We start from the raw sequence: 25511 nt of genomic DNA, 5'->3' as shown, positions 1-25511 counted from the left end.
GAGATACAGGGCGAGATCACGAGGAACATCGAGGATGGCACGATAGGTGATCACGTGGGGGCCTTACCTGGTGAAGATCATCTTTGGTCGGAGTTCTTCTACCAGGAGCCCCCACGTCCCACTCCATCAGGCAGGCCCTCTGCCACCCCTACCGATCACCCCACGGCCACCCCTGCCAGGCACCTTACTGAGATCACCTCATTGAAATCGCGTCACCTCAGCGGAGGAGTGCCTCGGACTTGACCGGGGCCTGCTTGCGGGTGGCGAGGTAGCCGACGATGACCGCGATCGCCAGCACCGGCGTGATGTAGAGGGCGATGCGGGTCTCGGCGTCGAAGGCCAGCAGGATCACCACGAACGCCAGGAACGCCAGCACCACGTAGTTCGAGTAGGGCGCCAGCGGCATCCGGAAGCGGCCCTCGGGCAGCTCGCCGCGGGCGACCTTGCGGCGGTAGCCCAGGTGCGCGACGACGATCATGCCCCAGGTGAAGATGGCGCCGACCGTGCTCGCGCTGGTGATGTAGGTGAACGCCTGCTCCGGCACCACGTAGTTGAGCACCACGCCGACCAGCATCGCGCAGAACGTCACGCCGATCGCCCGCGCGGGCACGGCCCGGCCGGACAGCTGTCCCAGCGCACGTGGCGCCTGCCCGTCCTCGGACAGCGTGCGCAGCATGCGGCCGGTGGAGTAGATGCCGCTGTTGCACGAGGACAGCGCGGCCGTGGTCACCACGAAGTTGATCACGCCTGCGGCGGCCGGGATGCCGATCAGGGTGAAGGCGTGCACGAACGGGCTGCCGTCGGCCGGGAACTGGTGCCACGGCACCAGCGCGGTCAGCGCGATCAGGGCGCCCACGTAGAAGATCAGGATCCGCCACATCACCGAGTTGATGGCGCGCGGCAGCACCTTCTGCGGATCGGAGCTCTCGCTGGCGGTCTGGCCGACCATCTCCACGCCCACGAACGCGAACATCACGATCTGGAAGGCCAGCAGCGAGGACGCGGCGCCGTTCGGGAACAGCCCGCCCTGCGACCAGATGTTGCTCAGCGAGGCGGTGTCACCGACCTCGGAGAAGCCGAACACCAGGATCGCGGCGGCCAGCACGATCAGGCCGACGATCGCCAGCACCTTGATCAGGGCGAACCAGAACTCGAACTCGCCGAAGAGCTTCACCGCGATCAGGTTGACCGCGCTGAGCACGATCAGGGCGCCGAGCGCGGGAATCCACTGCGGCAGCTCGGGGAACCAGAACTGGAAGTACTCGCCGACCGCGGTGATCTCGGCCATCCCGGTCACGATCCACACCAGCCAGTACCCCCAGCCGGTCGCGAAGCGGGCCCACGGGCCGACGAACTCGCCCGCGTACTCGGCGAACGAACCGCTCACCGGGCGGTACATCAGCAGCTCGCCGAGCGCCCGCATCACGAAGAAGATCATCACGCCGGCGATGGCGTAGATCAGGATGAGGCCGGGGCCGACCTGGTTCAGCGCCTTGCCGGAGCCGAGGAACAACCCGACACCGATCGCACCACCGATGGCGATCATGTTGATGTGCCGGGTGCTGAGATCTCTCTTGTACTCGGCCACTGGCTGGCTCATGGGAGTTTTGCTCCTTTGTGGACGAATGTCGCAAATCTCCGGCGAGTTCCCGCCGGTCGGTCCGCGGAGATGATCCACCCGCCCGCCGACCTGCGGCAAGAGTTCGGGACATACCGAAAAGGCAACCTCGCGGCCCGCATTCGCCCCATGCCGGAGCGTGCACGAAAAAACGCCGCATTCCGGACACAGTGGACCGGAACGCGGCGTTTCCCGCTCAGGCGATCAGAGGTTCGGGTACAGCGGGTGCTTCGCCGCCAGCGCCTCGACCCGGGTGCGCAGCTCGGCGCTGATCGACTCGTCGAAGTTCGGCTTGAGGGCCTGCGCGATCACTTCGGCGACCTCGGTGAACTCCTCCTTGCCGAAACCGCGCGTGGCCAGCGCCGGGGTGCCGATCCGCAGACCCGAGGTGACCATCGGCGGGCGCGGGTCGTTCGGCACGGCGTTGCGGTTGACGGTGATGCCGATCTCGTGCAGCCGGTCCTCGGCCTGCTTGCCGTCCAGCTCGGAGTGGCGCAGGTCCACCAGCACCAGGTGCACGTCGGTGCCGCCGGAGACCAGCGAGACACCGGCCTCGGCCGCGTCGGCGGCCAGCAGGCGCTCGGCCAGGATCTGGGCGCCCTCGACGGTGCGGCGCTGGCGGTCCTTGAACTCCTCGCCGGCGGCGATCTTGAAGGCCACCGCCTTGCCCGCGATCACGTGCTCCAGCGGGCCGCCCTGCTGACCGGGGAAGACCGCGGAGTTGAACTTCTTGGTGAACTCCTCGTCGTTGGACAGGATCACGCCACCGCGCGGGCCGCCCAGCGTCTTGTGCGTGGTCGTGGTGACCACGTGCGCGTGCGGCAGCGGCGACGGGTGCAGACCCGCGGCCACCAGGCCAGCGAAGTGCGCCATGTCGACCATCAGGTAGGCGCCGACCTCGTCGGCGATCTCCCGGAACCGCTTGAAGTCCAGCTGGCGCGGGTAGGCCGACCAGCCCGCGACGATCAGCTGCGGCTTGCTCTCCCGGGCCAGGCGCGCGACCTCGTCCATGTCGACCCGGTGGTCGGATTCGGAGACGTGGTACGGCACGACGTTGTAGAGCTTGCCGGAGAAGTTGATCCGCATGCCGTGGGTCAGGTGACCGCCGTGGGCCAGGTCCAGGCCCATGATGGTGTCGCCCGGCTTGAGCAGCGCGAACATCGCGGCCGCGTTCGCCTGCGCGCCCGAGTGCGGCTGCACGTTGGCGTAGCTGGCGCCGAAGAGGTCCTTGATCCGGTCGATGGCCAGCTGCTCGACGACGTCGACGTGCTCGCAGCCGCCGTAGTAGCGCTTGCCCGGGTAGCCCTCGGCGTACTTGTTGGTCAGCACCGAGCCCTGCGCCTGCAGCACGGCCTGCGGGGCGAAGTTCTCCGAGGCGATCATCTCGAGGGTGTTCTGCTGGCGACCCAGCTCGGCGCCGACCGCCGCTGCCACCTCCGGGTCAACCGCTGCCAGGGCATCGTTGAACAGATCCGGGTTCGACATCAGTGTGTGCCTCCTGTTTCTTTCTGGAGTCAGGCGTTGCGGCGGTAGAACGGCAGCTCGACGACCTGCACCGCGACGTTGCGGCCGCGGATGTCGACCTGCAGCGCCGTGCCGGGCTCGCTGTGCTCCCGGTCGACGTAGGCCATTCCGATCGGGTGTCCGAGGGTCGGGGACGGTGCGCCGCTGGTGACCTCGCCGATCTCGGCGCCGTCGGCGTCGAGGACGCGGTAGCCGTGACGCGGCGCCCGCCGCTGGTCAGTGGTCAGTCCCACCAGGGTGCGCTCCGTGGGCTTCTCGGCAACCGCGGCCAGCGCGGACTTGCCGACGAAGTCGGCGTCCTTGTCCAGCTTGACGACCCGGCCGAGGTTCGCGTGGTACGGCGTCAGGTCGGCGGAGAGCTCGTTGCCGTACAGCGGCATGCCCGCTTCCAGCCGCAGCGTGTCGCGGCAGGACAGCCCGGCGGGCTGCAGGTCGTGCTCGGCGCCGGACTCGCTCAGCGCCTGCCACACGGCCACGGCGTCGCCGGGGGCGGTGAACAGCTCGAAGCCGTCTTCGCCGGTGTAGCCGGTGCGCGCCAGCAGCACGTCCTTGCCGGCGACCGTCGCGCGGTAGCCGGCGTAGTACTTGACGGTGCTCAGGTCGGTGTCGGTCAGCGGCGCCAGGATCGCCACCGCGTTCGGCCCCTGGACGGCGATCAGCGCGTAGTCGTCGGAGACGTCGGCGTGCTTCGCGTCGAAGCCGGAGACCCGCTCGGCCAGCTCGGCGGAGACCACCGCGGCGTTGGCGGCGTTGGCCACGACCAGGAACTCCTGCTCGGCGAGCCGGTAGACGATCAGGTCGTCGAGCACGCCGCCGGAGTCGTTGCAGATCATGGTGTAGCGCGCGCGACCAGGGGTGATGGCGGAGGCGTTGGCGACCAGCGCGTGGTCCAGCGCCTCGGCGGCCTGCCGGCCGCTGATCAGGATCTCGCCCATGTGCGTGAGGTCGAACAGTCCCGCGCCGGTGCGCACGGCGTTGTGCTCGGCGGTGTCGCCGCTGTAGCGCAGCGGCATCTGCCAGCCGGCGAACTCGGTGAACGTGGCGCCGAGGGACTCGTGCACCGCGTGCAGCGGTGTCTGTCGGGGCGACGACATGGTGAAACTCCTCCTGGGTGGGCGTGCCGGTCGGCAGTCGAGGGCCGGTCAGCTCACGCGCCCAACCTTATCCGGGGCGCCTCGACCCCCGACCGGCGCGGTCTGCGCTGGTCGGGCGGGGTCTCCCCGGAGTCATTGGCCTGAGAGTTTCACCACCCGGCAGGGTGGTTTGCACCGTGGGCGAGAAGCGCGATGCTCCTGCTTTTCTCCGTGTTTCGCCTGGTGTCCTGCGGTAATGGTGCCTGAGAGTTTACTGGGGAGTATTGCTCCTTCGGCGCCTCGCCCGGCCGGGGCGAGGTCTCTCCCGCGAGACGTCATCGGCGCGGTATTCGGTTGTACCGCTCACAGACGCTACGAACCGCCTCACCCCCAGTCAACAGGAAGACCGAGTGATCTCGACCCTTGCGCAGCGGCCCGGTGCGACACCCCGTCGCGCCCGCGCCGGGCCCCGGGTCAGGTCTCCGCAGTGAGTTGTTGGTGTTGGACCTTGAGGCCGTCGATGAGGGCGGTGAGGGCGAGCTCGAAGCTGGCCGTGTCTATCTCGGCGGCCTTCTGGTGGAGCAGGTGGGCTCTGCTGAGGTGCGGGTAGCGGTTGGTGTAGAGCGCGGCGTCGGCGGGGAAGCCGTGGCTGAACGACCCCATCGCCGAGCCGACGACCAGGTACTTCGTCGAGGCGCCGATCATCGTGGCGTAGCGCTGGGGCCACCCGGCGCTGGTGAGGCCGCCGTGCACGGCGTCTGCGGCGCGCAGCGCGGCGTCGCGGCGGGCCGGGCCGTAGGCGATGAACGGGACCAGGTTCGGGTGGCCGGCCAGGGCCGCGCGGTAGGAGCGGGCCCAGGTGCGCAGTCCGGTGATCCAGTCCTGGGCGAACCCGGAGACGTCGACCTCGCGCATCACCTCGTCGGCGATCTCGTGCAGCAGGTCTTCCTTGGTGGCCACGTGGTTGTACAGCGAGGCCGCGCGCACGTCGAGGCGTTCGGCCAGCCTGCGCATCGAGAGCGCTTCCAGGCCCTCGGCGTCGATGATCTCCAGCCCCGTCCTCCGGATGCGGTCCGGGGAGAGGCGGGGTGTGCTGGGTCGGGGCAACGTCTTCTCCTCGCCGGAATCCCTTGCGGCGTGCGCCGGAACGGTTCTAGGCTGCCATAAAACTAACGGTGTTAGTTACCGGCCTGCACGGAAAGGAACGACGCGATGGTCGACTTCTCGCTCTCCGACACCGAGCGCGACATCCGCGACTGGGTGCGCAACTTCGTCCAGCGGGAGCTCATGCCGCTGGAACCGGAGGTGTTGCGCAGGGAGCGGGCGGGTCAGCGCGGTCTCAGCAAGGACGAGCTGGTCGAACTGCAGGACAAGGCCAAGGACGCCGGGTTCTGGGGCGTGCAGACGCCCGAGGAGTACGGCGGGATGAACCTCTCGGCGGTCATGACGGCGCTGATCGAGGTCGAGCTCGGACGCACCTACGTGCCGTTCCGCTTCGGCGGCTACGCCGACAACATCCTCTACTACGCCAACGAGGACCAGAAGCAGCGCTACCTGCTGCCGACCATCGAGGGCACCCGCAAGTCCTGCTTCGCCATCACCGAACCCGGCGCGGGTTCGGACGCGAAGAACCTGCGCACCACCGCCGTCCGGGACGGCGACGAGTGGGTCATCAACGGCGAGAAGACCTTCATCACCGGCGGGATCGACGCCGACTTCGTGATGGTCTTCGCCGTCACCGATCGGGACAAGGGCGCCAACGGCGGGGTCACCTGCTTCCTCGTCGACCGCGACATGGGCTGGAAGTCCGAGCCGATCGACATCATGGGCCCCGACGAGCGCCAGCCGGCCGCGCTGGTGTTCGACAACGTCCGGGTGCCCGCCGAGAACGTGCTCGGCGAGGTCGGCAACGGGTTCGGGCTGGCCATGCAGTGGATCGGCCGCGGCCGCTACCTGCTGCCCGCTCACGCGCTGGGCGCCTGCGAGCGGCTGGTCGAGATGGCCTCGGAGTACGCCAAGAGCCGCGAGACCTTCGGCGCCCCGATCGCCGACCGGCAGGCCATCCAGTGGATGGTCGCCGACTCCGCGGTCGAGATCGAGGCGCTGCGCTGGCTGATCCTGCAGGCCGCCTGGCAGGTCGACCAGGGGATGGACTCCCGGCACGCGCAGTCCATCGCCAAGCTGTTCGGCGCCACGCGCGCCAACGAGATCGTCGACCGGGTCATGCAGATCCACGGCGGCATGGGCTACACCAAGGAGCTGCCGGTCGAGCGCTGGTACCGCGACCTGCGGCTTCTCCGGATCTTCGAGGGCACCGACGAGATCCAGCGCCGCACCATCGCCCGCAACGTGCTCAAGGGTCACGCCAGCATCAGCGGGGTCCTCGGCTGAGTTCGCCACCCGTTCCACGGCGGGATCCGTGAGTCGTGGGTGATTTGTCGGTACCCTGGTGAACAACGGCCACGATGCATCGGGAGTGATGATGTCGCTGTTCAAGAAGGTCACCGACTTCGCGAAGAGCCCGCAGGGCAAGAAGGTGATCGACCAGGCCAAGAAGTACGCCTCCGACCCGAAGAACAAGGAAAAGATCGACCAGGTCAAGAACAAGTTCACGGGCAAGGGTGGATCCGGCTCGCAGGGCGGTCACCACTGAGCGGAAAACCCAGGACGGCTCCCGGCTTCGGCCGGGAGCCGTTTTTCTGTTGCCGGAGGGGCGATCAACAGTAGAGTCGCCTCCCGGGTTGTTCTCGATGACGGGCAGCACGGAGGTCGCGATTGGGCAGCGCGCACGTCGCCGGAACGTTCGACACCAAGGGCGCGGAACTGGGCTACGTCGCCGAGCTCATCGCCCGGGGGCATCCCGTCGTCACCGTGGACCTGTCGACCACGGGTGAGAGCTCTTCGGGTGCCGACGTCTCCGCCGCCCAGGTCGCCGGGCACCACCCGGGCGGTGTCGCGGCGGTGTTCACCGGCGACCGGGGGACGGCGGTGACCGCGATGGCCACCGCCTTCGCGCACTTCCTGCGCAGCCGCGACGTCGACGGCGTCATCGGGCTCGGCGGCTCGGGCGGGACCGCGCTGGTCACCCCGGCGATGCGGGAACTGCCGGTGGGCGTGCCCAAGGTGATGGTGTCCACTGTGGCCTCCGGTGACGTGTCCGGCTACGTCGACGCCACCGACATCGCGATGTTCCCGTCGGTCACCGACGTCGCCGGGCTGAACCGGATCTCCCGCCGCATCCTCGCCAACGCCGCGCACGCGCTGCTCGGCGCCCTCAGCCACCCGATGCCGCAGGCCGAGGACAAACCCGCCGTCGCGCTGTCGATGTTCGGCGTCACCACGCCCTGCGTGACCGCCGCGGCCGGGAAGCTGGAGGCCGACTTCGACCCGCTGGTGTTCCACGCGACTGGGACCGGCGGGCGGGCGATGGAGAAGCTCGTCGACGACGGCCTGGTGCGCGCGGTCCTGGACATCACCACCACCGAGGTCTGCGACCTCGTCGCCGGGGGCGTGATGAGCGCGGGCGAGCAGCGGCTCGACGCCATCGCCCGCACCCGGGTGCCCTACGTGGGCTCGTGCGGAGCGCTGGACATGGTGAACTTCGGTGCGCTGGAGACGGTTCCGGAGCGCTACCGGGACCGCAACCTCTACGTGCACAACCCGCAGGTCACCTTGATGCGCACCACGCCGGAGGAATGCCGGGAGATCGGCTCGTTCATCGCGCGCAAGCTCAACGCCTGCCAGGGCCCGGTCCGCTTCCTGCTGCCGCTCGGCGGTGTGTCCATGTTGGACGCGCCGGACCAGCCCTTCCACGACCCCGAGGCCGACGCCGCGCTGTTCGACACCATCGAGCGCGAGGTCGAGCAGACCGAGGACCGCCGCGTGCTGCGGATCGCCCACAACGTCAACGACGAGGAGTTCGTCACGGCGCTGCTGGCGGCGTTCCGTGAAATCCTCGACCGGTAGGGGCATTCGAGACTGGAGGGGCGATGAACGGATTCGACCGCGCGGACCTGCTGCGCGAGTTCCACGCCAAAGCCCAGCGCGGCGAACCCATCGTCGGTGGGGGAGCGGGCACCGGGCTGTCGGCCAAGTGCGAAGAGGCCGGTGGCATCGACCTGATCGTCATCTACAACTCCGGCCGCTACCGGATGGCCGGGCGCGGCTCGCTGGCCGGGCTGCTGGCCTACGGCAACGCCAACGACATCGTGGTGGAGATGGCCCGCGAGGTGCTGCCGGTCGTGCAGCGCACGCCCGTGCTGGCGGGGGTCAACGGCACCGACCCGTTCATGCTGCGCGAGCGCTTCCTGCGCGAACTGCGGGATCTCGGCTTCGCCGGCATCCAGAACTTCCCGACCGTGGGGCTCATCGACGGCACCTTCCGGGCCAACCTGGAGGAGACCGGCATGGGCTACGGGCTGGAGGTCGAGCTCGTCGCCGCCGCGCGCGAAGCCGATCTGCTCACCACCCCGTACGTGTTCTCCGCCGACGACGCGCGGGTGATGACCGAGGCCGGTGCCGACATCATCGTCTGCCACATGGGCTTGACCACCGGCGGCGCGATCGGTGCGGAGACCGCCAAGAACCTCGACGACTGCGTCCGGCTCATCGACGAGTGGTCGCAGGCCGCCGCCGAGGTCCGCGACGACGTCCTGGTGCTGTGCCACGGCGGGCCGATCGCGATGCCGGACGACGCCGCCTACGTGCTGTCGAAAACCCAGCGCTGCCACGGCTTCTACGGCGCCAGCAGCATGGAACGACTCCCGACCGAGAAGGCCCTGACCGAGCAGACCAAGGCGTTCACCAACATCAAGCCCTAGGAGGAGCCATGCGCAGCTACGCCAGCGCCGTCATCGAAGCCCCCGTCGAGAAGGTGTGGGAGGCCGTCCGCGACTTCGACGGACTCCCGGTCTGGCACCCGGCGATCGCCTCCAGCGAGATCGAGGACGGCCGCGACCCCGCGAGCGTCGGTTGCGTGCGGCGGCTCGAGCTCGGCGACGGCGGCGAGGTCCGGGAGCGGCTGGTGGCCCTCGACGACGCCGCCCGCAGCTGCACCTACGAGTTCGTGACCAGCCCGTTCCCGGTCCGCAGCTACCGCTCCACGATCCGCGTCCTGCCGGTGACCGACTCCGGGCGCAGCTTCGTGGAGTGGTCCGCCGGCTTCGACGCCGACGCCGACGTCGAAGCCGAGATGGACAAGACCTTCGCCCAAGGCGTCTACGCCACGGGTCTGAAAGGACTAGCGGCGCACCTCGCGGGCTGATCAAGCGGAGTTTCAGCCGAAACCGCCTCACGTGCGGGGAGGGAGGTTTCCGCTGAAACGTCCCTCCCCGGCCAACCGTGAAAGTGAAGGCCTCGGGGATGGCGGGGGATCGTTCCGGTTAGAGTCGGGCGCGTGCCAAGCCCTACCCCCGCAGACATCGCCCACTCCGACCGGGTCGTGGTGACCGGAGGCTCCGGCTTCGTAGGCCGCGCCGTGGTCCGCGCGTTCGTCGAGCGCGGCACACCGGTCACCATCGTCGACCTGCAGGCCCCGCCGGAGTCCCTCCAGGACCCGCTGGTGAGCTTCGTGGAGGGCGACCTGCGCGACGCCGACGTGCGGGACCGGGCCATCGCGCCCGGCAGCGCCGGCATCGTCCACCTGGCCGCGATCACCTCGGTGCTCAAGTCCGTCGAGCAGCCCGCCGCGACCTACGCCAACAACGTCGAGGTCACCCAGCACCTGCTGGAGCTGGCCCGCGAGCGCGAGGTCGGGCAGTTCATCCTCGCCTCCACCAACGCCGTGGTCGGCGACATCGGGCACGGCACGATCTCCGAGGCGCTGCCGGTCCGCCCGCTCACGCCCTACGGCGCCACCAAGGCCGCCTGCGAGATGCTGCTGTCCGGCTACGCGGGCGCCTACGGGATGTCGACCTGCGCGCTGCGGTTCACCAACATCTACGGCCCCGGCATGGGGCACAAGGACAGCTTCGTGCCTCGCCTGATGCGCGCCGCGCTGGCCGGTGAGGGCGTCGAGGTCTACGGCGACGGCGCGCAGCGACGCGACTTCGTGCACCTCGACGACGTCGTGCAGGGCGTGCTGGCCGCGTGGGACAAGCAGTACACCGGCACCGCGGTGATCGGCTCCGGCGAGTCGATCACGGTGCTGGAGCTCATCGACGCGGTCCGCGCCGCCACCGAGATCGACATCCCGGTCACCCACGTGCCCGCCAAGAACGGCGAGATGCCCGCGGTGATCGTCGACGTGTCCAAGGCCCAGCGCGAGCTCGGCTTCCAGCCGGGGGTGGAGCTGACCGACGGTCTGCGCACCGTCTGGGCGGACTTCGCCAGCGGAGCGCGGTGACGGCCGCGCTCACGCGCGCACTGCGCCGGCACTGGTTGCTGGCGCTGCTGGTGCTGGCCGGACTCGTGCTGCGGATCGTCACGCAGCTCGCCTACCGGCCGGCGCTGCTCTACATCGACTCGTTCCGCTACCTCGACGACGTCGGCGTCTTCCACCCCGGCGGCATCAACCCGGTCGGCTACGAGTGGTTCCTGTGGCCGCTGCTGGGCATCGGCGGGCTGACCGGCGTCGCCGTCGTGCAGCACCTGCTGGGCATCGGCCTGGGCATCGGCGTGTACGTCCTGCTGCGCCGCTTCGGCGTCCGCGAGTGGCTGGCCGCGCTGGCCGCCGCGCCGGTCCTGCTGGACGCCTACCAGCTGCAGATCGAGCAGCTGATCATGTCCGACCTGCTGTTCCAGGTGCTGCTGCTGGTCGCGGTGTACCTGCTGTGCTGGTGGGGCCCGCCCACGCCCAAGGTCGCCGCGATCGCCGGTGGTGTCCTGGCGCTGTCGGTGATGGTGCGTTCGGTCGGGCTGACGCTGGTGCTGCCCGCAGCGCTGTTCGTGCTGCTCGCGACGGGGCTGCGGCCGCGCGGGGGCTGGCGTCCCCGGCTGATCGCCACCGGCGCGCTGGTCGCCGGGTTCGGCGTGGCCGTGGTGGCCTACGCCCTCTACGGCGCGCTCGTCGCGGGCAAGTTCGGCGTCGGCGGTTCCGGCGGTGGGGGAGTGCTGTTCGGCCGCGCCGCCGTCGTGGCGAACTGCGACGAGCTGGAGCTGACCCGCGAGGAGCAGCTGCTGTGCCCCGACGAGCCGCGCGAGGTCCGCGAGGAGCTCGGCATCGACTTCTACCTGCACCTGTGGGACGTCCAGGCCAACGTCGACAACCTGCTGCCCGAGGGCATGGACGTCGAGGCCGCGCAGCGCTCGCTGACCCGCCAGGTCGTGCTGAACCAGCCGCTGGACATCGCCGAGGGCGTGCTCCGCGACTTCTTCAAGGGCTTCGCGCCCACCCGGACCCAGACCGTCGGCGACGTGCCGCTGGACCGCTGGCAGTTCCAGCTCGACCACCCGATGTTCGCGCCCGACTGGTACGTCCACGAGTGGGTCGAGCTCCACGACGGCGGCGGACTGCACGCCGACCCCGAGCTCGCCGCGTTCCTGCGCGGCTACCAGCTCGGCGGCGGCTACACCCCGGGCCTGCTGCTCGGCGGCGCGCTGCTGCTGGCGACGGCGGCGGTGCTGGGCGCGGGCCGGGCGCGGCGCAGCGGGCTGCGCGCGGTGACGCTGCTGCCCGCCGGTCTGGTGACGACCTCGCTGCTGACCGCTTCGGTCATGGAGTTCTCCTGGCGCTACCAGCTGCCCGGACTCGTGCTCATCCCGCTGGCCGGCGCCCTCGGCGCCACCGCGATCTTCGGCCGCCCCCAGACCATCCGCACCGCACACCGATCGACGCCCTCCGAGGAGAGCCAGATGTTGACGACCTTCCCCGACGAGGTGGACTCCGACGCCCTCGACGAGTACGCGACCCGCTACGGCGAGCACCGGTTCGCGCCGGTGGTCGTGCTCATCGCCGCGTACAACGAGGAGGAGTCGATCGGCGACGTCCTCGACGCCATCCCGGCCCGCAGCTGCGACATGGACGTCGACACCCTCGTGGTCGTCGACGGCGCCAAGGACAGCACCGCCGAGGTCGCGCTCAAGCACGGCGCCCACACCTGCGTGGCCCCCACCAACCGGGGGCAGGGCGCGGCGCTGCGGCTGGGCTACCGGCTGGCGGCGCAGCGCGGCGCCCGCTACGTGATCACCACCGACGCCGACGGCCAGTACGACATCGCCGAGCTGCCGAAGCTGTTGCGACCGCTGATCGAGGGCCGCGCGGACTTCGTCACCGGCTCGCGGCGGCTGGGCAGCAACGAGCGACCGGCGCTGATCCGCCGCATCGGCACCTACGTGTTCGCGTGGACGGTCAGCGCCCTGACCAGGCAGCGCATCACCGACACCTCGTTCGGCTTCCGCGGCATGCGGGTGGAGGTGCCGAACTCGGTGACCCTGCAGCAGGCGCAGTACCAGTCCTCGGAGCTGCTGGTGGGCCTGCTCAGCCACGGCTACCGGGTGCTGGAGCAGCCGATGCGGATGCTGCCGCGCAGCGCGGGGGAGAGCAAGAAGGGCTCGAGCCTGAGCTACGGCTACCGCTACGCCAAGGTCGTGCTCGGCACCTGGTGGCGGGAGCGCGGTGCTCGCGCGCAGGCTCCGGCCGCGGAGCGGATCAGCGAGCGGCCCGCCGCTGTGGGCGAGTGAAGACGAGCTTGTCGATCAGCACGAACTTGATCACGAACATCACCGCGTAGGTGCCGATGAAGGCGCCCCACACCACGGCCACCTGAGCGGGCCGGGTGTGGGGGAACGCCGAGGTCGCGACGATCTCGGCGAGGTGCGTGGCGCCCGCGGCCAGCAGCGCGGTGCCGACCGAGATGGCGCCGTAGCGCAGGAGTTCACCGCGCAGCGCCTCGCGGCCACCGCCGCCCCAGGTGCGCCGGTTGAGCGCGAAGTTCGGGATCGCCCCGGCCAGCCACGCCAGCACGGTCGACACCACGGGCGTGGCGCCGAGCGAGTAGGACAGCAGGAACACGAGTTGGCTGATGCCGGTGGCGACCGCTGACGCCGCCGCGAACCTGCTGATCAACCGCCAGTAACGAGCACGGCCGGTGATCATCGGCTGCGCCACGTGTCCTCCAGGAAAATTCATGCGCAAGTGTGCTGGGCTGCACGATACCGATCGCAATGCGTGGTCTTCTTGGAGTGCGGAAGAGATGAGAGCATGCGTGATGTTCACGCTGCACTAACGGCTGAAAAGAGGGAGACAGGCGTGCGAATCCTCGTCCTCGGAGGGGACGGCTACCTCGGTTGGCCGACCGCTCTGCACTTGTCCGACTGCGGTCACGAAGTCGCCGTGGCGGACAACTACGCCCGTCGGGGCTACGACCACGAGATGGGCGTCGAGAGCCTCGTGCCGATCGAGTCGATGCAGGTCCGCCTGGACGCCTGGCGAGAGGTTTCCGGCAAGACCATCAAGCACTACTACGGCGACCTCGTCGATGATCACTTCACCTACGAGATGATCGCCGACTTCCGGCCGGACACCATCGTTCACTTCGCCGAGCAGCGCGCGGCGCCGTACTCGATGATCGACCGCAAGCACGCGGTCTACACCCAGCACAACAACGTGGTCGGCAACCTCAACGTGCTGTTCGCGATCCAGGAGATCGACCCGGAGATCCACCTGGTCAAGCTGGGCACGATGGGCGAGTACGGGACGCCGAACATCGACATCGAGGAGGGCTGGCTGGAGGTCACCCACAACGGGCGGACCGACCGGATGCTCTACCCGAAGAAGCCCGGCTCCTTCTACCACCTGAGCAAGGTGCACGACAGCCACAACATCGAGTTCGCCTGCCGCATCTGGGGTTTGCGCGCCACCGACCTCAACCAGGGCGTGGTCTACGGGCAGGAGACCCCGCAGACGGTGCGGGACCCGCGGCTGTCGACCCGCTTCGACTACGACGCGATCTTCGGCACCGTGCTCAACCGGTTCGTCATCCAGGCCGTGCTCGGTCACCCGCTGACGGTGTACTCGCCGGGCGGCCAGACCCGGGGCATGATCGACATCCGGGACACCGTCGAGTGCATCCGGCTGGCCGCGGAGACCCCGGCCGACCGCGGCGAGTTCCGGGTGTTCAACCAGATCACCGAGAGCTACTCGGTCGGCGAGATCGCCAAGACCATCGCCAACAACTTCGACGGCCAGGTCGAGATCGAGTACGTCGACAACCCGCGCGTCGAGCAGGGCGAGCACTACTACAACGTCAAGCACACCGGTCTGGTGGAGCTGGGCCTGCAGCCGCACCTGCTGTCGAACACGCTCATCGAGTCGCTGTTCGCGGTCGCCGACAAGCACAAGCACCGCGTCGACCTCTCGGCGATGCGCCCCACCGTGAACTGGCGCAAGGCCAGCAACCCGCTCCGCGAGGAGGAGTAGGGCGAGAAGGTGGCCCCGGGCTGTTCGGCCCGGGGCGCCTTACCGCGTGTCGGGGGGCTTCCACGCGGCAGGTTCGAACATTAGCTCGTTGGGATGATCTCGGCGATACGGCACGTGGGTAAACCTGAAACCCGACGTGAACGCCGGTTAACAAGTGCCGCGCATTCGGTTGGGCGAGTTGACGGTTCCGCCCCGGTCCGGCCACGCCCTGCGGGCCCTGGGACGGGTTGGTCCTGGGCGGAACCGTTAACTGCTATTCAGCTCCGCGCGGCCGCCGGGGCATCCTCTTCGAGGTCCTCGATCTCGCGGCGCTCGCTGATGATCACCCGGATGGTGTAGGCCAGTGCTGCGACCCAGGCGACCACGATCGCGCCGTAGATCGCCGTGGGGGTGGGGGCCGGGAGGTCGAAGGCCTTGATCAGCGTGCGCGCATTGGTCAGCACGATCAGACCACCCGCGCCGACGCCGATCAGCCGCATCGGCACGATCCGGACCAGGTAGGCGGCCAGCGGCGCGGCCGCCACACCGCCCAGCAGCAGGGCGCCCACGGTCATCCAGGACAGCTTCTGGTCGGCCAGCGAGAACAGGAATCCCAGGCTCGCCGCGACGGCGATCAGGAACTCGCTGGTGTCAACCGATCCGATGACCTTGCGCGGTTCGACCTTGCCGGTGCTCAGCAGCGTCGGGGTCGCGACCGGGCCCCAGCCGCCGCCACCGGTGGCGTCCACGAAGCCGGCGACCAGGCCCAGCGGTGCGAGCAGCTTGGGGCTCACGCCGGTGAGCTGGCGGCGGCGCAGCGGGCGGATGGCGAAGCGCAGCAGCACGTAGACGCCCAGCGCCAGCAGGATGGTCGACATCCACGGCTCGGCGGCCTCGGTGGAGACGTTGCTCAGCGCGGTGGCGCCGAGGAAGGCGCCGATCGCACCGGGAACGCCCAGCGTGAGGACGATCTTCCAGTCGACGTTGCCGAACTTCCAGTGCGAGACGCCGGAGGCGACCGAGGTGCCGATCTCGGCGAGGTGCACCGACGCCGAGGCCAGCGCCGGGGTGAGGCCGGCGGTCAGCAGGATGGTCGTCGAGGTGACGCCGTAGGCCATGCCGAGGGAGCCGTCGACGAGCTGCGCGACGAAACCACCGATCGCGAAGATCAGGAATGCTTGCACGATGTCTCCGTACGGGATCCGGGGCGCGACGAGTTCGCGGCGCGAGGTCTCGTGGCGGGGATGGGTGAAGAGGGTGCGGACGGGCGGGCGCGGCTGGGTCCAGCGCGAGGAGGACTAGCGCGAGCGCCGACACCGTGCGGAGGTGACGCGGCGCAGGTCTACGTGGAGGCGCTGCGACAGCAGCCGCCACTGATCACCGGGCGTCATGGGGACAGTCAAACAGATCGCGCGTTCGAGTGGCAGAGCCTCCCAGAGTGCGGGAAGCCTCACTAGGCCGTTCGAGGGGCGTTTGTGTCGAAGGACACTTTCCACCCGATCTGATCTTGTGCCGGCTCCAGCGCGTCATCGGAGCACGGGAGTCCACTGTGGACCACCTAGCTCGGGGGTTCCGCCCGGTTGCTGTTGCGGGCCTTGGTGATCTAGCCCTGATCGTCCACATGACCTGCACGAACTGTTCGAATCATGAACCGCCCCGCTGCCTGCACCGCCGGTCGGCGATCGCGTCGTCGGGCGGCTGGGTCGATCTCGGGCGTTACCGAACGGCGATCTTGAGTGATCACTGAAAGTCACAAATTGTGCGGCACGAGTGGGTGAACCGTCTGATGGGTGATCCATCGGTTGCGGCTTGCCGTGACTGTCAGCTACGTTCTGGTCCGCACGTCACGGTTCGATCACGACGAGATCTCTTTCCCCGAGGAGCTCTTGCCCGCACCCCCGACGCGGGAGTGACCGGACCGTCCCCCGACGGAAGGTAGTGATGGGCAAGCATCGCAAGGAGGACCGGCGACCCCCGACAGCCGGTCTTCCGCTCCGCAACAAGGTTGTGGCGGCGGTGGTGGCCGGAGGCGCGGGGGGGGGGGGGGGGGGGGCGCCCCCCCCCCCCCCCCCCCCCCGGCTCCGAGCAGGACCGCGACGTTCAGCCCCTGGCCAACGTCAAGAAGCTGAGCACCGCCATCACCGGAACCCAGAACAGCCCGGCATCCGCGCGACTGCTGCAGTCGCAGGTCCCGGCCCGCTCCGAAGCGCAGGACCTGGCCAAGGCCAAGGTCATCGAGGCCGAGCGCATCGCCCGCGAAGAGGCCGCCCGCCAGCAGGCCGCTCAGGCCGCCCGAGCCGCGGCCGAAGCGCAGCGGGCCGCCGAGGAGAAGGCGCGCAAGGCCGCCGGCTTCCACAGCCCCGCTGAAGGCCGGTACACCTCCGGCTTCGGGTCGCGCTGGGGCAGCAGCCACATGGGCATCGACATCGCCAACAGCATCGGCACCCCGATCTACTCGGTGGCGCCCGGTGAGGTCATCGACGCCGGTCCGGCCAGCGGCTTCGGCATGTGGGTTCGCGTGAAGCACGACGACGGCACGGTCACCGTCTACGGCCACGTGAACACCATCGTCGCCGAGGAAGGCCAGCGGGTCGGTGCCGGCGAGCAGATCGCCACGATGGGCAACCGCGGCCAGTCCACCGGTCCTCACCTGCACTTCGAGGTCCACGAGGACGGCACCAAGATCAACCCGCTGCCCTGGCTCCGCGAGCGCGGCATCGACGTCGCCTGAGACCGGGAAGGCACCGAGCTCCGCGCGGTGCCCCCCACAGAGCGACCGCCCGGGGTCCGACTCCCCCGACAGGCCCCGGGCGGTTGACCACATCAGGAGCCGGTCCTGCCGGTCGGTTCCGCCTTGCGGCGGAGCAGGCGTGCGAGCGGGAACGGGCGACGCGTCGTCACCGGCTCGTCCGCCGACCGGTCCGGGTGGTCGGTGTTGCCCGCGAGCCTGGCCAGGTCGATTCGCACACCCATGTGTCCTCCCTAGGCTGCTCTGCCTCGATCAAGAACAACGCTAGCCGACGTGACGGCGCGGGAACTCCGCTCTTCTACTCATCTTGGTCACTCCGTCGGCTGCGGAGCGTGCGCGTCGTCCTCCAGGCGCTGCCGCAGCCACACCAGGGTCCGCGACAGCAGGCGGGAGACGTGCATCTGCGAGATGCCGACCTGCTCGGCGATCTGCGTCTGGGTCATGCCCCGGAAGAAGCGCATCACCAGGATGCGGCGCTCCCGCTCGGGGAGCTCCTCCAGCAGCGGCCGGACCATCTCGCGGTTCTCCACCTCGGCCAGCTCGGCGTCGTCGGAGCCGATGGCGTCACCGAGCGGGATCTCGTCGGTGTCGGTGAGCAGCTCGTCCAGCGACGCGCTGCGGTAGGCGTTGCCGGCTTCCAGGCCGTGGTAGACCTCGTCGGTGCTGATGCCGAGGTGCTTGGCCAGCTCGCTGGGGGTGGGGGCGCGGCCCAGCTCCTGCGAGAGCCGGGCGATCGCGGACGAGACCGACAGGTGCAGTTCCTGCAGGCGACGCGGCATCCGCACCGCCCAGCCGGTGTCGCGGAAGTGCCTGCGGACCTCGCCCATGATCGTCGGCACGGCGTAGGAGAGGAAGTCGACGCCGCGCTCCGGGTCGAAGCGGTCGACCGCGTTGATCAGGCCCAGCACCGCGACCTGGGTGAGGTCCTCCTGGGATTCACCCCGGTGGCTGAAGCGCCGGGCGATGTGCTCGGCCACCGGCATGTGCTCGGTGACCAGCTTGTCCCTCAGTTCCGCGTGTCGTGGATCCTTCTCGTCCAGCTTCGCGAGCTCGCCGAACAGCGGCGCCAGCCTCTCGTAGCGCTCGTTGCGCGACTGAGTGGAATCCGCCCGTTTCACACCTGAGCCGTCCGTCCCTTGGTCAACTCGATCCGCACCAGGTGACTGCCGTCGGCAGTGGGATCCGACTCGACCGAGGTTGACACAGCGTCGGCCAGGGCGCTGAGCACGCGCCAGCTGAAAGTGTCCTTGCGGGGCCCGAAATCGTCCTTGCTGCGCACTTCTGCGGAGATGGAAAGCCGGTCACCGATCAACTGGAACCGGCAGACCAGGGTGGCTTCCGGTGCGGCCAGCCGCACCAGCGAGGAGCACGCCTCGTCCACGGCCAACCGCAGGTCCGCGATCGAGTCGACGTCGTGGTCGGCGCGCATCGCCAAGTCGCCCACGACGGCCCGCATCACCGACAGCTGCCCGGGTTCAGCCCTGACCCGGACCTCGACCTGGTTGGGAGCGGAAGTCGCAGGCTCGACCTGCGCGACCTCGCGTTCCACGCTCATTTCGCCGACCACCTCGTCTCGGAGCGGCGTTCACTCGCGGTGACCTGCCCTTGCGGTTACCTGGTACCCGTGACCCCGATCGTGCAAACGGACGGCCGGTCAGAGGCTCGTCCAGAAGTCCCAGAAGCGCTGCAGGATCAGAGCCACGATCACGACGTACCACACTACGACTACCACGCTGTGCAACCGGCTCAGCGCCGCGCCGAGCGAGCGGCCGCCGCCGAGGTGGCCTTCGCGCAGGTTGTGCAGGGTCGTGTACCAGAACAGCGGGATCGTGACCGCCCAGACGACCATGCAGTACGGGCACAGCGCGCCGATCGAGTAGAGGCTCTGCACGATCAGCCAGTGGATGAACACCACGGCCAGCGTCGTCCCGGCCTGCATGCCCACCCAGAACCAGCGCGGCGGCCGGAACCCGGCCAGCACCGCCACGCCCCCGGTGATGACCACCGGGAACGCGGCGACGCCGATCAGCGGGTTCGGGAAGCCCAGCAGGGCGGCCTGCGAGCTGTCCATCACCGAACCGCAGGAGACGATCGGGTTGAGGCTGCACGAGGGCACGTAGTCGGGGTTGGAGATCTTCTCGATCTTCTCGACGATCAGCGCGAACGCGGCGATGAACCCGATCGCGCCGCCCACGACGTACAGCCACGCCAGGCCGCGCGGCGGGGCCGCGGACGGCTGCGCGTCGGAGGTGGCCGGCTCGACGGCGTGGGCGGCGGTCACTTCGCCAGCTCCTGGTCCAGCTGCGCGCGGAACTTCTGCTCGACCTCGCCGAAGGTCTGCGCGTTGCCCTGCTCGAACTGGTGGCCGTTGAGGAAGATCGTCGGCGTGCCGCTCACCTTGGCGGCGTTGCCGTCGGCGACGTCGCGGTCGATCTTGGACTGGACGTTGGGGGAGACCACGTCCTGCTTGTAGCGGTTCACGTCCAGGCCGATCTGCTGCGCGTACTGCTCGAAGTGCGCGGTGGCCTCGGCCTCGTCGCTGCTGGCCTCCTGGCCGTCGACGGCCCACTGGGCCCAGTTGTCGAACAGGGCGTGGTACATCTCCTTGTACTTGCCCTGCAGCGCCGCCGCCTCGGCCGCGCGCGCGGCCTGCTGCGCCAAGGGGTGCATCTCGAGCGGGTAGTTGCGGGTGACGAAGGTGATCCGCCCCGCGTACTCGGCCTCGATCTTCTTCATGAACTGCGAGTAGTAGTTCTGGCACACCGGGCACTGGTAGTCGACGAACTCGACCACGGTGACCTTGGCGCCGGGCGTCTCGGTGAGCACGTTGCTGTCGGGCTTGCGCAGCACCTCGGCGGCCACCGGGGGCTGCGAAGCGCTAGTGCCGCTGCCGCCGTCACCGCTGCGGTTGAACAGCAGCACACCACCGATCACCACCACTGCGACGACCACCACCACGACGGTCAGGATGACGTTGGTGGAGAGCCCGCTCTTCTGGGTCACCGGGTTCTGGTTCTTCGACATCGTGCGCATTCACCTTCGGCGGTTTGTGAGGGGAACCGACCAAAACAGTCTCGCTCATTCACCCGGTCGAGAAATTCTGCGGGGTGCCACTCACAGCACCTTCACAGCGAGCTCTCAGCTTGTCGGTGATCCGGCCAGGGGTGATGCTGGCGCGCGTGACCGATCCGGCAGGCATGCTCGACGAGGACTCGCGCGCCGCGCTGCGGGCCTGGCCAGGCGGGACGTGGCACTCGCCGCAGCTGGCCACGCTCACCCGGCACGAGTTCTCCGACGAGAGCTGGATCTACGAGCGCAAGCTCGACGGCGTGCGGCTCATCGCCGGAGCCGACGGCGGCGAGCCGCAGCTGTGGTCGCGCAACCGCAAGCGCGTCGACGCCTCCTACCCGGAGATCGCCGACGCCCTGGCCGCCCAGGGCGCGTCGAGCTTCGTGGTCGACGGGGAGGTGGTGGCCTTCGAAGGCGACCGGACGAGCTTCGCCAGGCTGCAGAAGCGGATGCACCTCACCGACGCCACCACCGCGCGACGCACCGGGGTCGCGGTCCACTACTACGTCTTCGACCTGATCGCCTTCGGCGGCGTGGACCTGACCGGCCTGCCGCTGCGCACCCGCAAGCGGCTGCTGCACGAGTGCTTCGAGTTCACCGACCCGCTGCGCTTCAGCAGGCACCGCAACGGCGACGGCGTGGAGTTCCTCGCGCAGGCGTGCGCGCGCGGCTGGGAAGGGCTGATCGCCAAGCGGGCCGATCAGCCCTACCGCTCTGGGCGCGGCCGGGACTGGCTGAAGTTCAAGTGCGTGTCCGGCCAGGAGTTCGTGATCGGCGGCTACACCGATCCCAAGGGTTCGCGGTCCGGCTTCGGCGCGCTGCTGGTCGGCTACTACGACGGCACCGGTCTGCGCTACGCGGGCAAGGTCGGCACCGGCTACGACGAGCGGACCCTGCGCGAGCTGCGGGGGAAGCTCGACGAGCGGTCCCGCACGGCGTCACCATTCGTCGACGAGGTCCGCGAACCGGGCGCGCACTGGGCCGAACCGGAGCTCGTCGCCGAGGTCGGGTTCAGCGAGTGGACCGACGACGGCAAGCTCCGGCACCCCAGGTTCTCCGGCCTGCGCAACGACAAACCGGCCCGAGACGTCCGCCGCGAGGCTTAGCGGCTCTCGACGATCGGGGCCTGGTTCGCGGCGGGTTGGATGTGCTGGCCCGTATCGGTCGGGGGATTGGACACCGCGAGCAGAACGGTCAGCACGACCATCGAAACCGTCCCTACAACCGACACGATCGTGCGGCTGTTGCTCTGCATGGCGCTGCTCTCCCTGAAATGTCGTGCTGGAAGGTGAAGTCGAGGTTCTCGGCGGACGCCGGAGCCGGCGTCCCACACCAGGTGTCGCCGCAGGCAGGGGCAACGTTAGCGGCGTCGCCACAATTCCTCGTGTGACGCGGAACATCCTGGCGCGGAAGGCGTTTCGACCCTAGTGGATCACCCGAAAGATCGCAAAGGGTGATCGGTCGGTCACGCTCCGGAATCACGGGCGACCGGTGGCTCCCGGAAGGGGAGATCTGTGCTCGTGGCCTCGCCGCATCGCTCTGACCGGTATCGTTGCAGGGCGTGGTAGCCGATCCTGCCGATCTCCCCAACGTGACGCACGCGCTGGCCAAAGCCGGGCTGGACGACGTCCCGGCGCTCACCGAGCGCTTGATGTCCGCGATCTTCACCGACAACCCCGAGTGGACCGACTACCGGCCGGTTCCCCGGGAGGACCTGTGGGAGGGCTGCCGCCAGTACCTGGAGCGGATCCTGCAGATCCTCAGCGGCGAGGTCGACATCTCCGACCGCGACGACGACGTCGCCGCGGCCATCGGCCGCCGCCGAGCCGAGCAGGGCGTGCCACTGGAGGTGATGCTGCGGACGTTCCGGCTGGGCGGGCGCGTCGTGTGGGAGGCGCTGGTCGACCAGGCGCACCGCGACGGTGCTGACCCGGACGCGGTGCTGGGCGTGGCCACCTCGATCTGGCGGGTCATCGACGGCCTGTCGTCGACGCTGTCGACGTTCTACCGCAGCACCGAGCTGGAGCGGCTGCGACGCGACGACCAGCGGCGGCACGCCCTGGTGGAGGACCTGCTGGCCGGTCGCGCCCGCGACGTCGCCTTCGCCCAGCGCACCGCCAAGGAGCTCGACCTGCCCACCGGCGGCGCGTACCTGGTGGTGGTCGCGGAGATGGCCGACGACGGCGCCTTCGCGCTGCGCGGGCACTCGGAAGCCTTGGCGGCGCTGCACTTCCGCTCGGTCTGGCAGGTCCGCGCGGATTCGCTCGTCGGCCTGATCGCCCTCGAGCACCACCCCGCGGAGTTGGCGCTGGACGCGCTGCGGCCGCTGGCCCGCGCCCGCGTCGCGGTCTCACCGAAGGTGCAGGGGCTCGCCGAGATCGGCCTCGCCCACCAGCTCGCCCTCACCACGCTGGGCACCTCGCCGCACGGCGCGGCGGAACTGGTGACGCTCGAAGAGCGCTTCCCGGAGGCGTTGCTGGTGCAGTCGCCGGACCTGGCGCAGCGGCTGCTGGAAACCCAGCTCGGCCCGGTCCTGGCCCTGCCGGTCAAGGAGCGCGACATGCTCCTGGACACCCTCACGGCCTGGCTGGAGGAGAACTGCTCCACGGCCAACGCCGCGGTCCGCCTGCACTGCCACCGCAACACGGTCCTCAACCGCCTCCACCGCGTCACCACCCTCATCGGCCAACCCCTCCACGGCCGCACGGCCTACGTCTCCCTCTCCCTCGCCCTCTCCACCCTCGACCTCCGCAACGACCAGCAGAGCTGACCCGGCCACCCGCCCAGGTCTCGACGCATCCCGAACACGGCGCTTTTCCGGCCGCGGATTGAGGCGGTTCTGGGGAACACGGATTACCGCCGTATTCCGGTAACGGATTACGGCGGTAATCGGGGCGCGGATCACGGCGGTAATCCGTGATCCCGGAACTCGACGCGTCCTACGCGGTCGTGCGGCGGGCTTCGACCTCGATCTCGATCTTCATGCGGGGGTCGATGAGGTCGCAGATGAGGATGGTTCCCGCTGGGCGGGTTTCGCCGAAGTGGCGGCGCAGCGCCGGCCAGCAGGCCGGGAAGTCGTCGCGGTTCGGCAGGAAGTAGCGGACGCGGACCACGTCGGCGAGGGTGCAGCCCGCCTCGGCCAGCACCCCGCCGATGTTGCGCATGCACTGCTCGGTCTGCTCCACCACGTCGTCCGAGATGGTCATGGCGGTGTAGTCGGAGCCGGTCGTGCCGGCCACGTGCACGCGGTCGCCGTCGATCACGGCGCCCGCGTACCCGATCTGATCTTCGAAGGTCGAGCCGCTGGAGATCGTGCGTCGCTCCGTGACGTCCCTCAGGTTACGACGCGGCGATTGTGCAGTGGGCATAGTTGGAAAATTTTGGGTTCTTTTCGCAGGTGGAGGGCGTAACCGCAGGCGCTGGGGTTTTGTGCCTGAAAGCGTTCAGCATGTGATCGGGATCGCGGACGCCTTCGGTGACCGAACGAGCACGTGTTGTGCCCGTCACGGCATGTGCTGTGCGGAGTGCACAGTCGGTCGTCCTGAAGTCTGGGCGGCTGGGCATAGCGCCGAAGTGGTCGTGCTCACGACACTCTGGGTAAGAACGGCCCGCTCTCGGGTCTTCGGTAATTCGGCGCGTGCGTTCAAAGGAGCACAGCGAAGTGCAGGAGTTCGACCTTCTGGTTGTGGGCGGCGGCCCCGGTGGCTACGTCGCCGCGATCCGGGCCGCGCAGCGCGGCCTCTCGGTAGCCGTGGTGGAGAAGGAGCGGCCCGGGGGTGTGTGCCTGAACTGGGGCTGCATCCCGACCAAGGCCATGCTGCGCTCCGCCGAGGTCTACGAAACGGTGCTGCACGCCGCCGATTTCGGCGTGAACGTCGAGGGCGTCAGCGTCGACTACGACGCGATCACCCGCCGCAAGGCCAGCGTCGTCAAGGGCCTGACCGACGGCGTCGCGGGCCTGCTCAAGGGCAACGGCGTCACCGTCATCAACGGCCACGCCCGCTTCACCGGCCCGACCACCGTGGACGTCTACGCCACCGGTGAGTCCCCGCTGGGCGCCGACGGCCCCCGCTACGCCGCCGAGCCGACCGGTGCGAAGCCGATCGAGCAGGTCAAGGCCACCGACGTCATCATCGCCACCGGCTCGGTCCCCGTGCAGCTGCCGCTGCCCGGCGCGGACCTGCCCGGCGTGATCACCTCCGACGGCGCGTTCGGCCTCACCGAGGTCCCCAAGCGCATCGCCATCATCGGCGGCAGCGCGGTCGGCGCCGAGTGGGCGACGCTGTTCTCCACCCTGGGCAGCGAGGTCAGCATCATCGAGATGCAGAAGACCCTCGTCCCGGCCGAGGACGCCGAGGTCGGCAAGGCGCTGGGCCGCTCGTTCACCAAGCGCGGCATCAAGGTCCTCACCGAGGCCACCGTCTCCCGCGTCGACCAGGGCGAAGACGGCCTGAAGGTCACCGTGGACGGCGCCAAGCCGCAGCAGATCGACGCCGACTACGTCCTGGTCGGCGTGGGCCGCAAGCCCAACACCGCCAGCCTCGACCTCGACAAGGCCGGTGTCGCCACCAGCGACCGCGGCTTCATCACCGTCGACGACAAGCTGCGCACCAACGTCGAGCACGTCTTCGCCATCGGCGACGTGACCGGCAAGGCGCTGCTCGCGCACGTCGCCTCGCACCAGGGCGTCGTCGCCGCCGAGACCATCGCCGGGCACCACGCCGCGATCGACTACAACGTCATCCCGGCCGCCACCTTCACCCACCCGGAGATCGCCTCCGTCGGCCTCACCGAGGCGCAGGCCAAGGACGCCGGGCACGAGGTCATCGCCGCCAAGTTCCCCTTCGCCGCGCTCGGCCGCGCGCAGAGCTACGGCGACACCGAGGGCTTCATGAAGATCGTCGCCGGCAAGAAGTACGGCGAGGTCCTGGGCGTGCACATCATCGGCCACTCCGCCAGCGACCTGATCACCGAAGGCGCGCTGGCGATGGCGCTGGAAGCCACTCTCGACGAGCTCGCCGAGACCATCCACGCGCACCCGACCCTCGGCGAGGTCGGCATGGAGGCCGCGATGAACGCGCTCGGCCTGCCGGTCCACGTCGCACCGCCCAAGAAGCGCTAGAGGCAAGAGAAAAGGGGATC

Annotated in this window: 27 protein-coding genes and 2 riboswitches; of the genes, 12 read left to right on the top strand and 15 right to left on the bottom strand. The window is 69.3% G+C overall.

Annotation, left to right across the window (positions count from 1 at the left end; all coding sequences use genetic code 11):
• Positions 1 to 217 precede the first annotated feature (217 nt).
• The 4 genes from R4I43_RS33260 to R4I43_RS33245 all read right to left on the bottom strand — a co-directional run bounded on the left by R4I43_RS33260 (position 218) and on the right by R4I43_RS33245 (position 5322).
• Complete coding sequence (locus R4I43_RS33260; protein WP_324269700.1) at positions 218 to 1600, bottom strand: amino acid permease; 1383 nt, start codon at positions 1598 to 1600, stop codon at positions 218 to 220.
• Positions 1601 to 1822: 222 nt separating this feature from the next.
• Positions 1823 to 3103, bottom strand: a complete 1281-nt coding sequence (gene glyA, locus R4I43_RS33255; protein WP_324269699.1) for a serine hydroxymethyltransferase — start codon at positions 3101 to 3103, stop codon at positions 1823 to 1825.
• A gap of 29 nt (positions 3104 to 3132) precedes the next feature.
• Positions 3133 to 4236 (bottom strand): glycine cleavage system aminomethyltransferase GcvT, encoded by a 1104-nt coding sequence (gcvT, locus tag R4I43_RS33250; protein ID WP_324269698.1) that lies wholly within the window; start codon positions 4234 to 4236, stop codon positions 3133 to 3135.
• A gap of 119 nt (positions 4237 to 4355) precedes the next feature.
• Positions 4356 to 4455: riboswitch (glycine riboswitch) on the bottom strand.
• 1 nt (position 4456) lies between these two features.
• Positions 4457 to 4553: riboswitch (glycine riboswitch) on the bottom strand.
• A 136-nt stretch (positions 4554 to 4689) separates the two neighbouring features.
• Positions 4690 to 5322 carry a TetR/AcrR family transcriptional regulator gene (locus tag R4I43_RS33245; RefSeq protein WP_324269697.1) on the bottom strand — a complete coding sequence of 211 codons (633 nt, stop codon included), beginning with the start codon at positions 5320 to 5322 and terminating at the stop codon, positions 4690 to 4692.
• A 105-nt stretch (positions 5323 to 5427) separates the two neighbouring features.
• Here R4I43_RS33245 and R4I43_RS33240 point away from each other — a divergent pair, with 105 nt between their 5' ends.
• From R4I43_RS33240 to R4I43_RS33210, 7 genes are all read left to right on the top strand, one after another.
• Positions 5428 to 6606: an acyl-CoA dehydrogenase family protein gene (locus R4I43_RS33240; protein ID WP_324269696.1), complete on the top strand. Its 1179-nt coding sequence runs from the start codon at positions 5428 to 5430 to the stop codon at positions 6604 to 6606.
• 91 nt (positions 6607 to 6697) lie between these two features.
• On the top strand, positions 6698 to 6868 hold the full coding sequence (locus tag R4I43_RS33235) for a hypothetical protein (RefSeq protein ID WP_281459019.1): 171 nt from the start codon (positions 6698 to 6700) through the stop codon (positions 6866 to 6868).
• 122 nt (positions 6869 to 6990) lie between these two features.
• The gene (locus tag R4I43_RS33230) at positions 6991 to 8181 is read left to right on the top strand and encodes a Tm-1-like ATP-binding domain-containing protein (protein ID WP_324269695.1); all 1191 of its coding nucleotides are present in this window, start codon (positions 6991 to 6993) and stop codon (positions 8179 to 8181) included.
• 23 nt (positions 8182 to 8204) lie between these two features.
• On the top strand, positions 8205 to 9035 hold the full coding sequence (locus R4I43_RS33225; RefSeq protein ID WP_324269694.1) for a phosphoenolpyruvate hydrolase family protein: 831 nt from the start codon (positions 8205 to 8207) through the stop codon (positions 9033 to 9035).
• 8 nt (positions 9036 to 9043) lie between these two features.
• Entirely contained in the window at positions 9044 to 9478 is a 435-nt protein-coding gene (locus R4I43_RS33220) for an SRPBCC family protein (protein WP_324269693.1), read from the top strand.
• A 132-nt stretch (positions 9479 to 9610) separates the two neighbouring features.
• The gene (locus R4I43_RS33215; RefSeq protein WP_324269692.1) at positions 9611 to 10558 is read left to right on the top strand and encodes an NAD-dependent epimerase/dehydratase family protein; all 948 of its coding nucleotides are present in this window, start codon (positions 9611 to 9613) and stop codon (positions 10556 to 10558) included.
• Positions 10555 to 12834: a glycosyltransferase family 2 protein gene (locus R4I43_RS33210; protein ID WP_324269691.1), complete on the top strand. Its 2280-nt coding sequence runs from the start codon at positions 10555 to 10557 to the stop codon at positions 12832 to 12834. Before R4I43_RS33215 ends, R4I43_RS33210 begins: the two co-directional genes overlap by 4 nt.
• Here R4I43_RS33210 and R4I43_RS33205 read toward each other — a convergent pair.
• Positions 12803 to 13261: a GtrA family protein gene (locus tag R4I43_RS33205; protein ID WP_324269690.1), complete on the bottom strand. Its 459-nt coding sequence runs from the start codon at positions 13259 to 13261 to the stop codon at positions 12803 to 12805. The genes R4I43_RS33210 and R4I43_RS33205 overlap by 32 nt on opposite strands.
• Before the next feature lie 141 nt (positions 13262 to 13402).
• Here R4I43_RS33205 and R4I43_RS33200 point away from each other — a divergent pair, with 141 nt between their 5' ends.
• Entirely contained in the window at positions 13403 to 14572 is a 1170-nt protein-coding gene (locus R4I43_RS33200) for an NAD-dependent epimerase/dehydratase family protein (protein ID WP_324269689.1), read from the top strand.
• 257 nt (positions 14573 to 14829) lie between these two features.
• Here the strand turns inward: R4I43_RS33200 and R4I43_RS33195 are convergent, their stop codons facing one another.
• From R4I43_RS33195 to R4I43_RS33185, 3 genes are all read right to left on the bottom strand, one after another.
• On the bottom strand, positions 14830 to 15735 hold the full coding sequence (locus tag R4I43_RS33195) for a sulfite exporter TauE/SafE family protein (protein ID WP_324269688.1): 906 nt from the start codon (positions 15733 to 15735) through the stop codon (positions 14830 to 14832).
• A gap of 916 nt (positions 15736 to 16651) precedes the next feature.
• Complete coding sequence (locus R4I43_RS33190) at positions 16652 to 16786, bottom strand: hypothetical protein (protein WP_324269687.1); 135 nt, start codon at positions 16784 to 16786, stop codon at positions 16652 to 16654.
• Between the two features lie 48 nt (positions 16787 to 16834).
• Positions 16835 to 16978 (bottom strand): hypothetical protein, encoded by a 144-nt coding sequence (locus R4I43_RS33185; protein ID WP_324269686.1) that lies wholly within the window; start codon positions 16976 to 16978, stop codon positions 16835 to 16837.
• On the opposite strand from R4I43_RS33185, the gene R4I43_RS33180 reads away from it, so the two are divergent.
• Complete coding sequence (locus R4I43_RS33180) at positions 16965 to 17282, top strand: M23 family metallopeptidase (protein WP_324269685.1); 318 nt, start codon at positions 16965 to 16967, stop codon at positions 17280 to 17282. The two genes, R4I43_RS33185 and R4I43_RS33180, sit on opposite strands and share 14 nt — an antisense overlap.
• A 92-nt stretch (positions 17283 to 17374) precedes the next feature.
• Here the strand turns inward: R4I43_RS33180 and R4I43_RS33175 are convergent, their stop codons facing one another.
• The 5 genes from R4I43_RS33175 to R4I43_RS33155 all read right to left on the bottom strand — a co-directional run bounded on the left by R4I43_RS33175 (position 17375) and on the right by R4I43_RS33155 (position 20324).
• Positions 17375 to 17524, bottom strand: coding sequence for a hypothetical protein (locus tag R4I43_RS33175; RefSeq protein ID WP_324269684.1), 150 nt, complete (start codon positions 17522 to 17524; stop codon positions 17375 to 17377).
• A gap of 87 nt (positions 17525 to 17611) precedes the next feature.
• Positions 17612 to 18418 (bottom strand): SigB/SigF/SigG family RNA polymerase sigma factor, encoded by an 807-nt coding sequence (locus R4I43_RS33170; RefSeq protein WP_324269683.1) that lies wholly within the window; start codon positions 18416 to 18418, stop codon positions 17612 to 17614.
• A complete protein-coding gene (locus R4I43_RS33165; protein ID WP_324269682.1) occupies positions 18415 to 18855 on the bottom strand; it encodes an ATP-binding protein in 441 nt (146 codons plus the stop codon). The genes R4I43_RS33170 and R4I43_RS33165 overlap by 4 nt, the downstream gene beginning before the upstream one ends.
• Positions 18856 to 18954: 99 nt before the next feature.
• Positions 18955 to 19581, bottom strand: a complete 627-nt coding sequence (locus R4I43_RS33160) for a vitamin K epoxide reductase family protein (RefSeq protein ID WP_407691357.1) — start codon at positions 19579 to 19581, stop codon at positions 18955 to 18957.
• Positions 19578 to 20324: a DsbA family protein gene (locus R4I43_RS33155; protein WP_324269681.1), complete on the bottom strand. Its 747-nt coding sequence runs from the start codon at positions 20322 to 20324 to the stop codon at positions 19578 to 19580. The genes R4I43_RS33160 and R4I43_RS33155 overlap by 4 nt, the downstream gene beginning before the upstream one ends.
• A gap of 155 nt (positions 20325 to 20479) precedes the next feature.
• On the opposite strand from R4I43_RS33155, the gene ligD reads away from it, so the two are divergent.
• Positions 20480 to 21475 carry a non-homologous end-joining DNA ligase gene (gene ligD, locus R4I43_RS33150; RefSeq protein WP_324269680.1) on the top strand — a complete coding sequence of 332 codons (996 nt, stop codon included), beginning with the start codon at positions 20480 to 20482 and terminating at the stop codon, positions 21473 to 21475.
• Here the strand turns inward: ligD and R4I43_RS33145 are convergent.
• On the bottom strand, positions 21472 to 21624 hold the full coding sequence (locus R4I43_RS33145) for a hypothetical protein (RefSeq protein WP_324269679.1): 153 nt from the start codon (positions 21622 to 21624) through the stop codon (positions 21472 to 21474). The genes ligD and R4I43_RS33145 overlap by 4 nt on opposite strands.
• Positions 21625 to 21930: 306 nt before the next feature.
• Between R4I43_RS33145 and R4I43_RS33140 the strand changes: the two genes are divergently transcribed.
• A complete protein-coding gene (locus tag R4I43_RS33140) occupies positions 21931 to 23139 on the top strand; it encodes a PucR family transcriptional regulator (protein ID WP_324269678.1) in 1209 nt (402 codons plus the stop codon).
• A gap of 169 nt (positions 23140 to 23308) precedes the next feature.
• On the opposite strand, the gene R4I43_RS33135 is transcribed toward R4I43_RS33140, so the two are convergent.
• Positions 23309 to 23737 (bottom strand): RidA family protein, encoded by a 429-nt coding sequence (locus R4I43_RS33135; RefSeq protein WP_324269677.1) that lies wholly within the window; start codon positions 23735 to 23737, stop codon positions 23309 to 23311.
• 293 nt (positions 23738 to 24030) lie between these two features.
• Between R4I43_RS33135 and lpdA the strand changes: the two genes are divergently transcribed.
• Entirely contained in the window at positions 24031 to 25491 is a 1461-nt protein-coding gene (gene lpdA / locus R4I43_RS33130) for a dihydrolipoyl dehydrogenase (RefSeq protein WP_324269676.1), read from the top strand.
• The last annotated feature ends 20 nt before the right edge of the window (positions 25492 to 25511 follow it).

The organism is Saccharopolyspora mangrovi, assembly GCF_035320975.1.
Lineage (GTDB): Bacteria > Actinomycetota > Actinomycetes > Mycobacteriales > Pseudonocardiaceae > Saccharopolyspora > Saccharopolyspora mangrovi.
The sequence above is the reverse complement of the archived record's forward strand: the minus strand, read 5'-3'. Positions and strand labels throughout refer to the sequence as shown.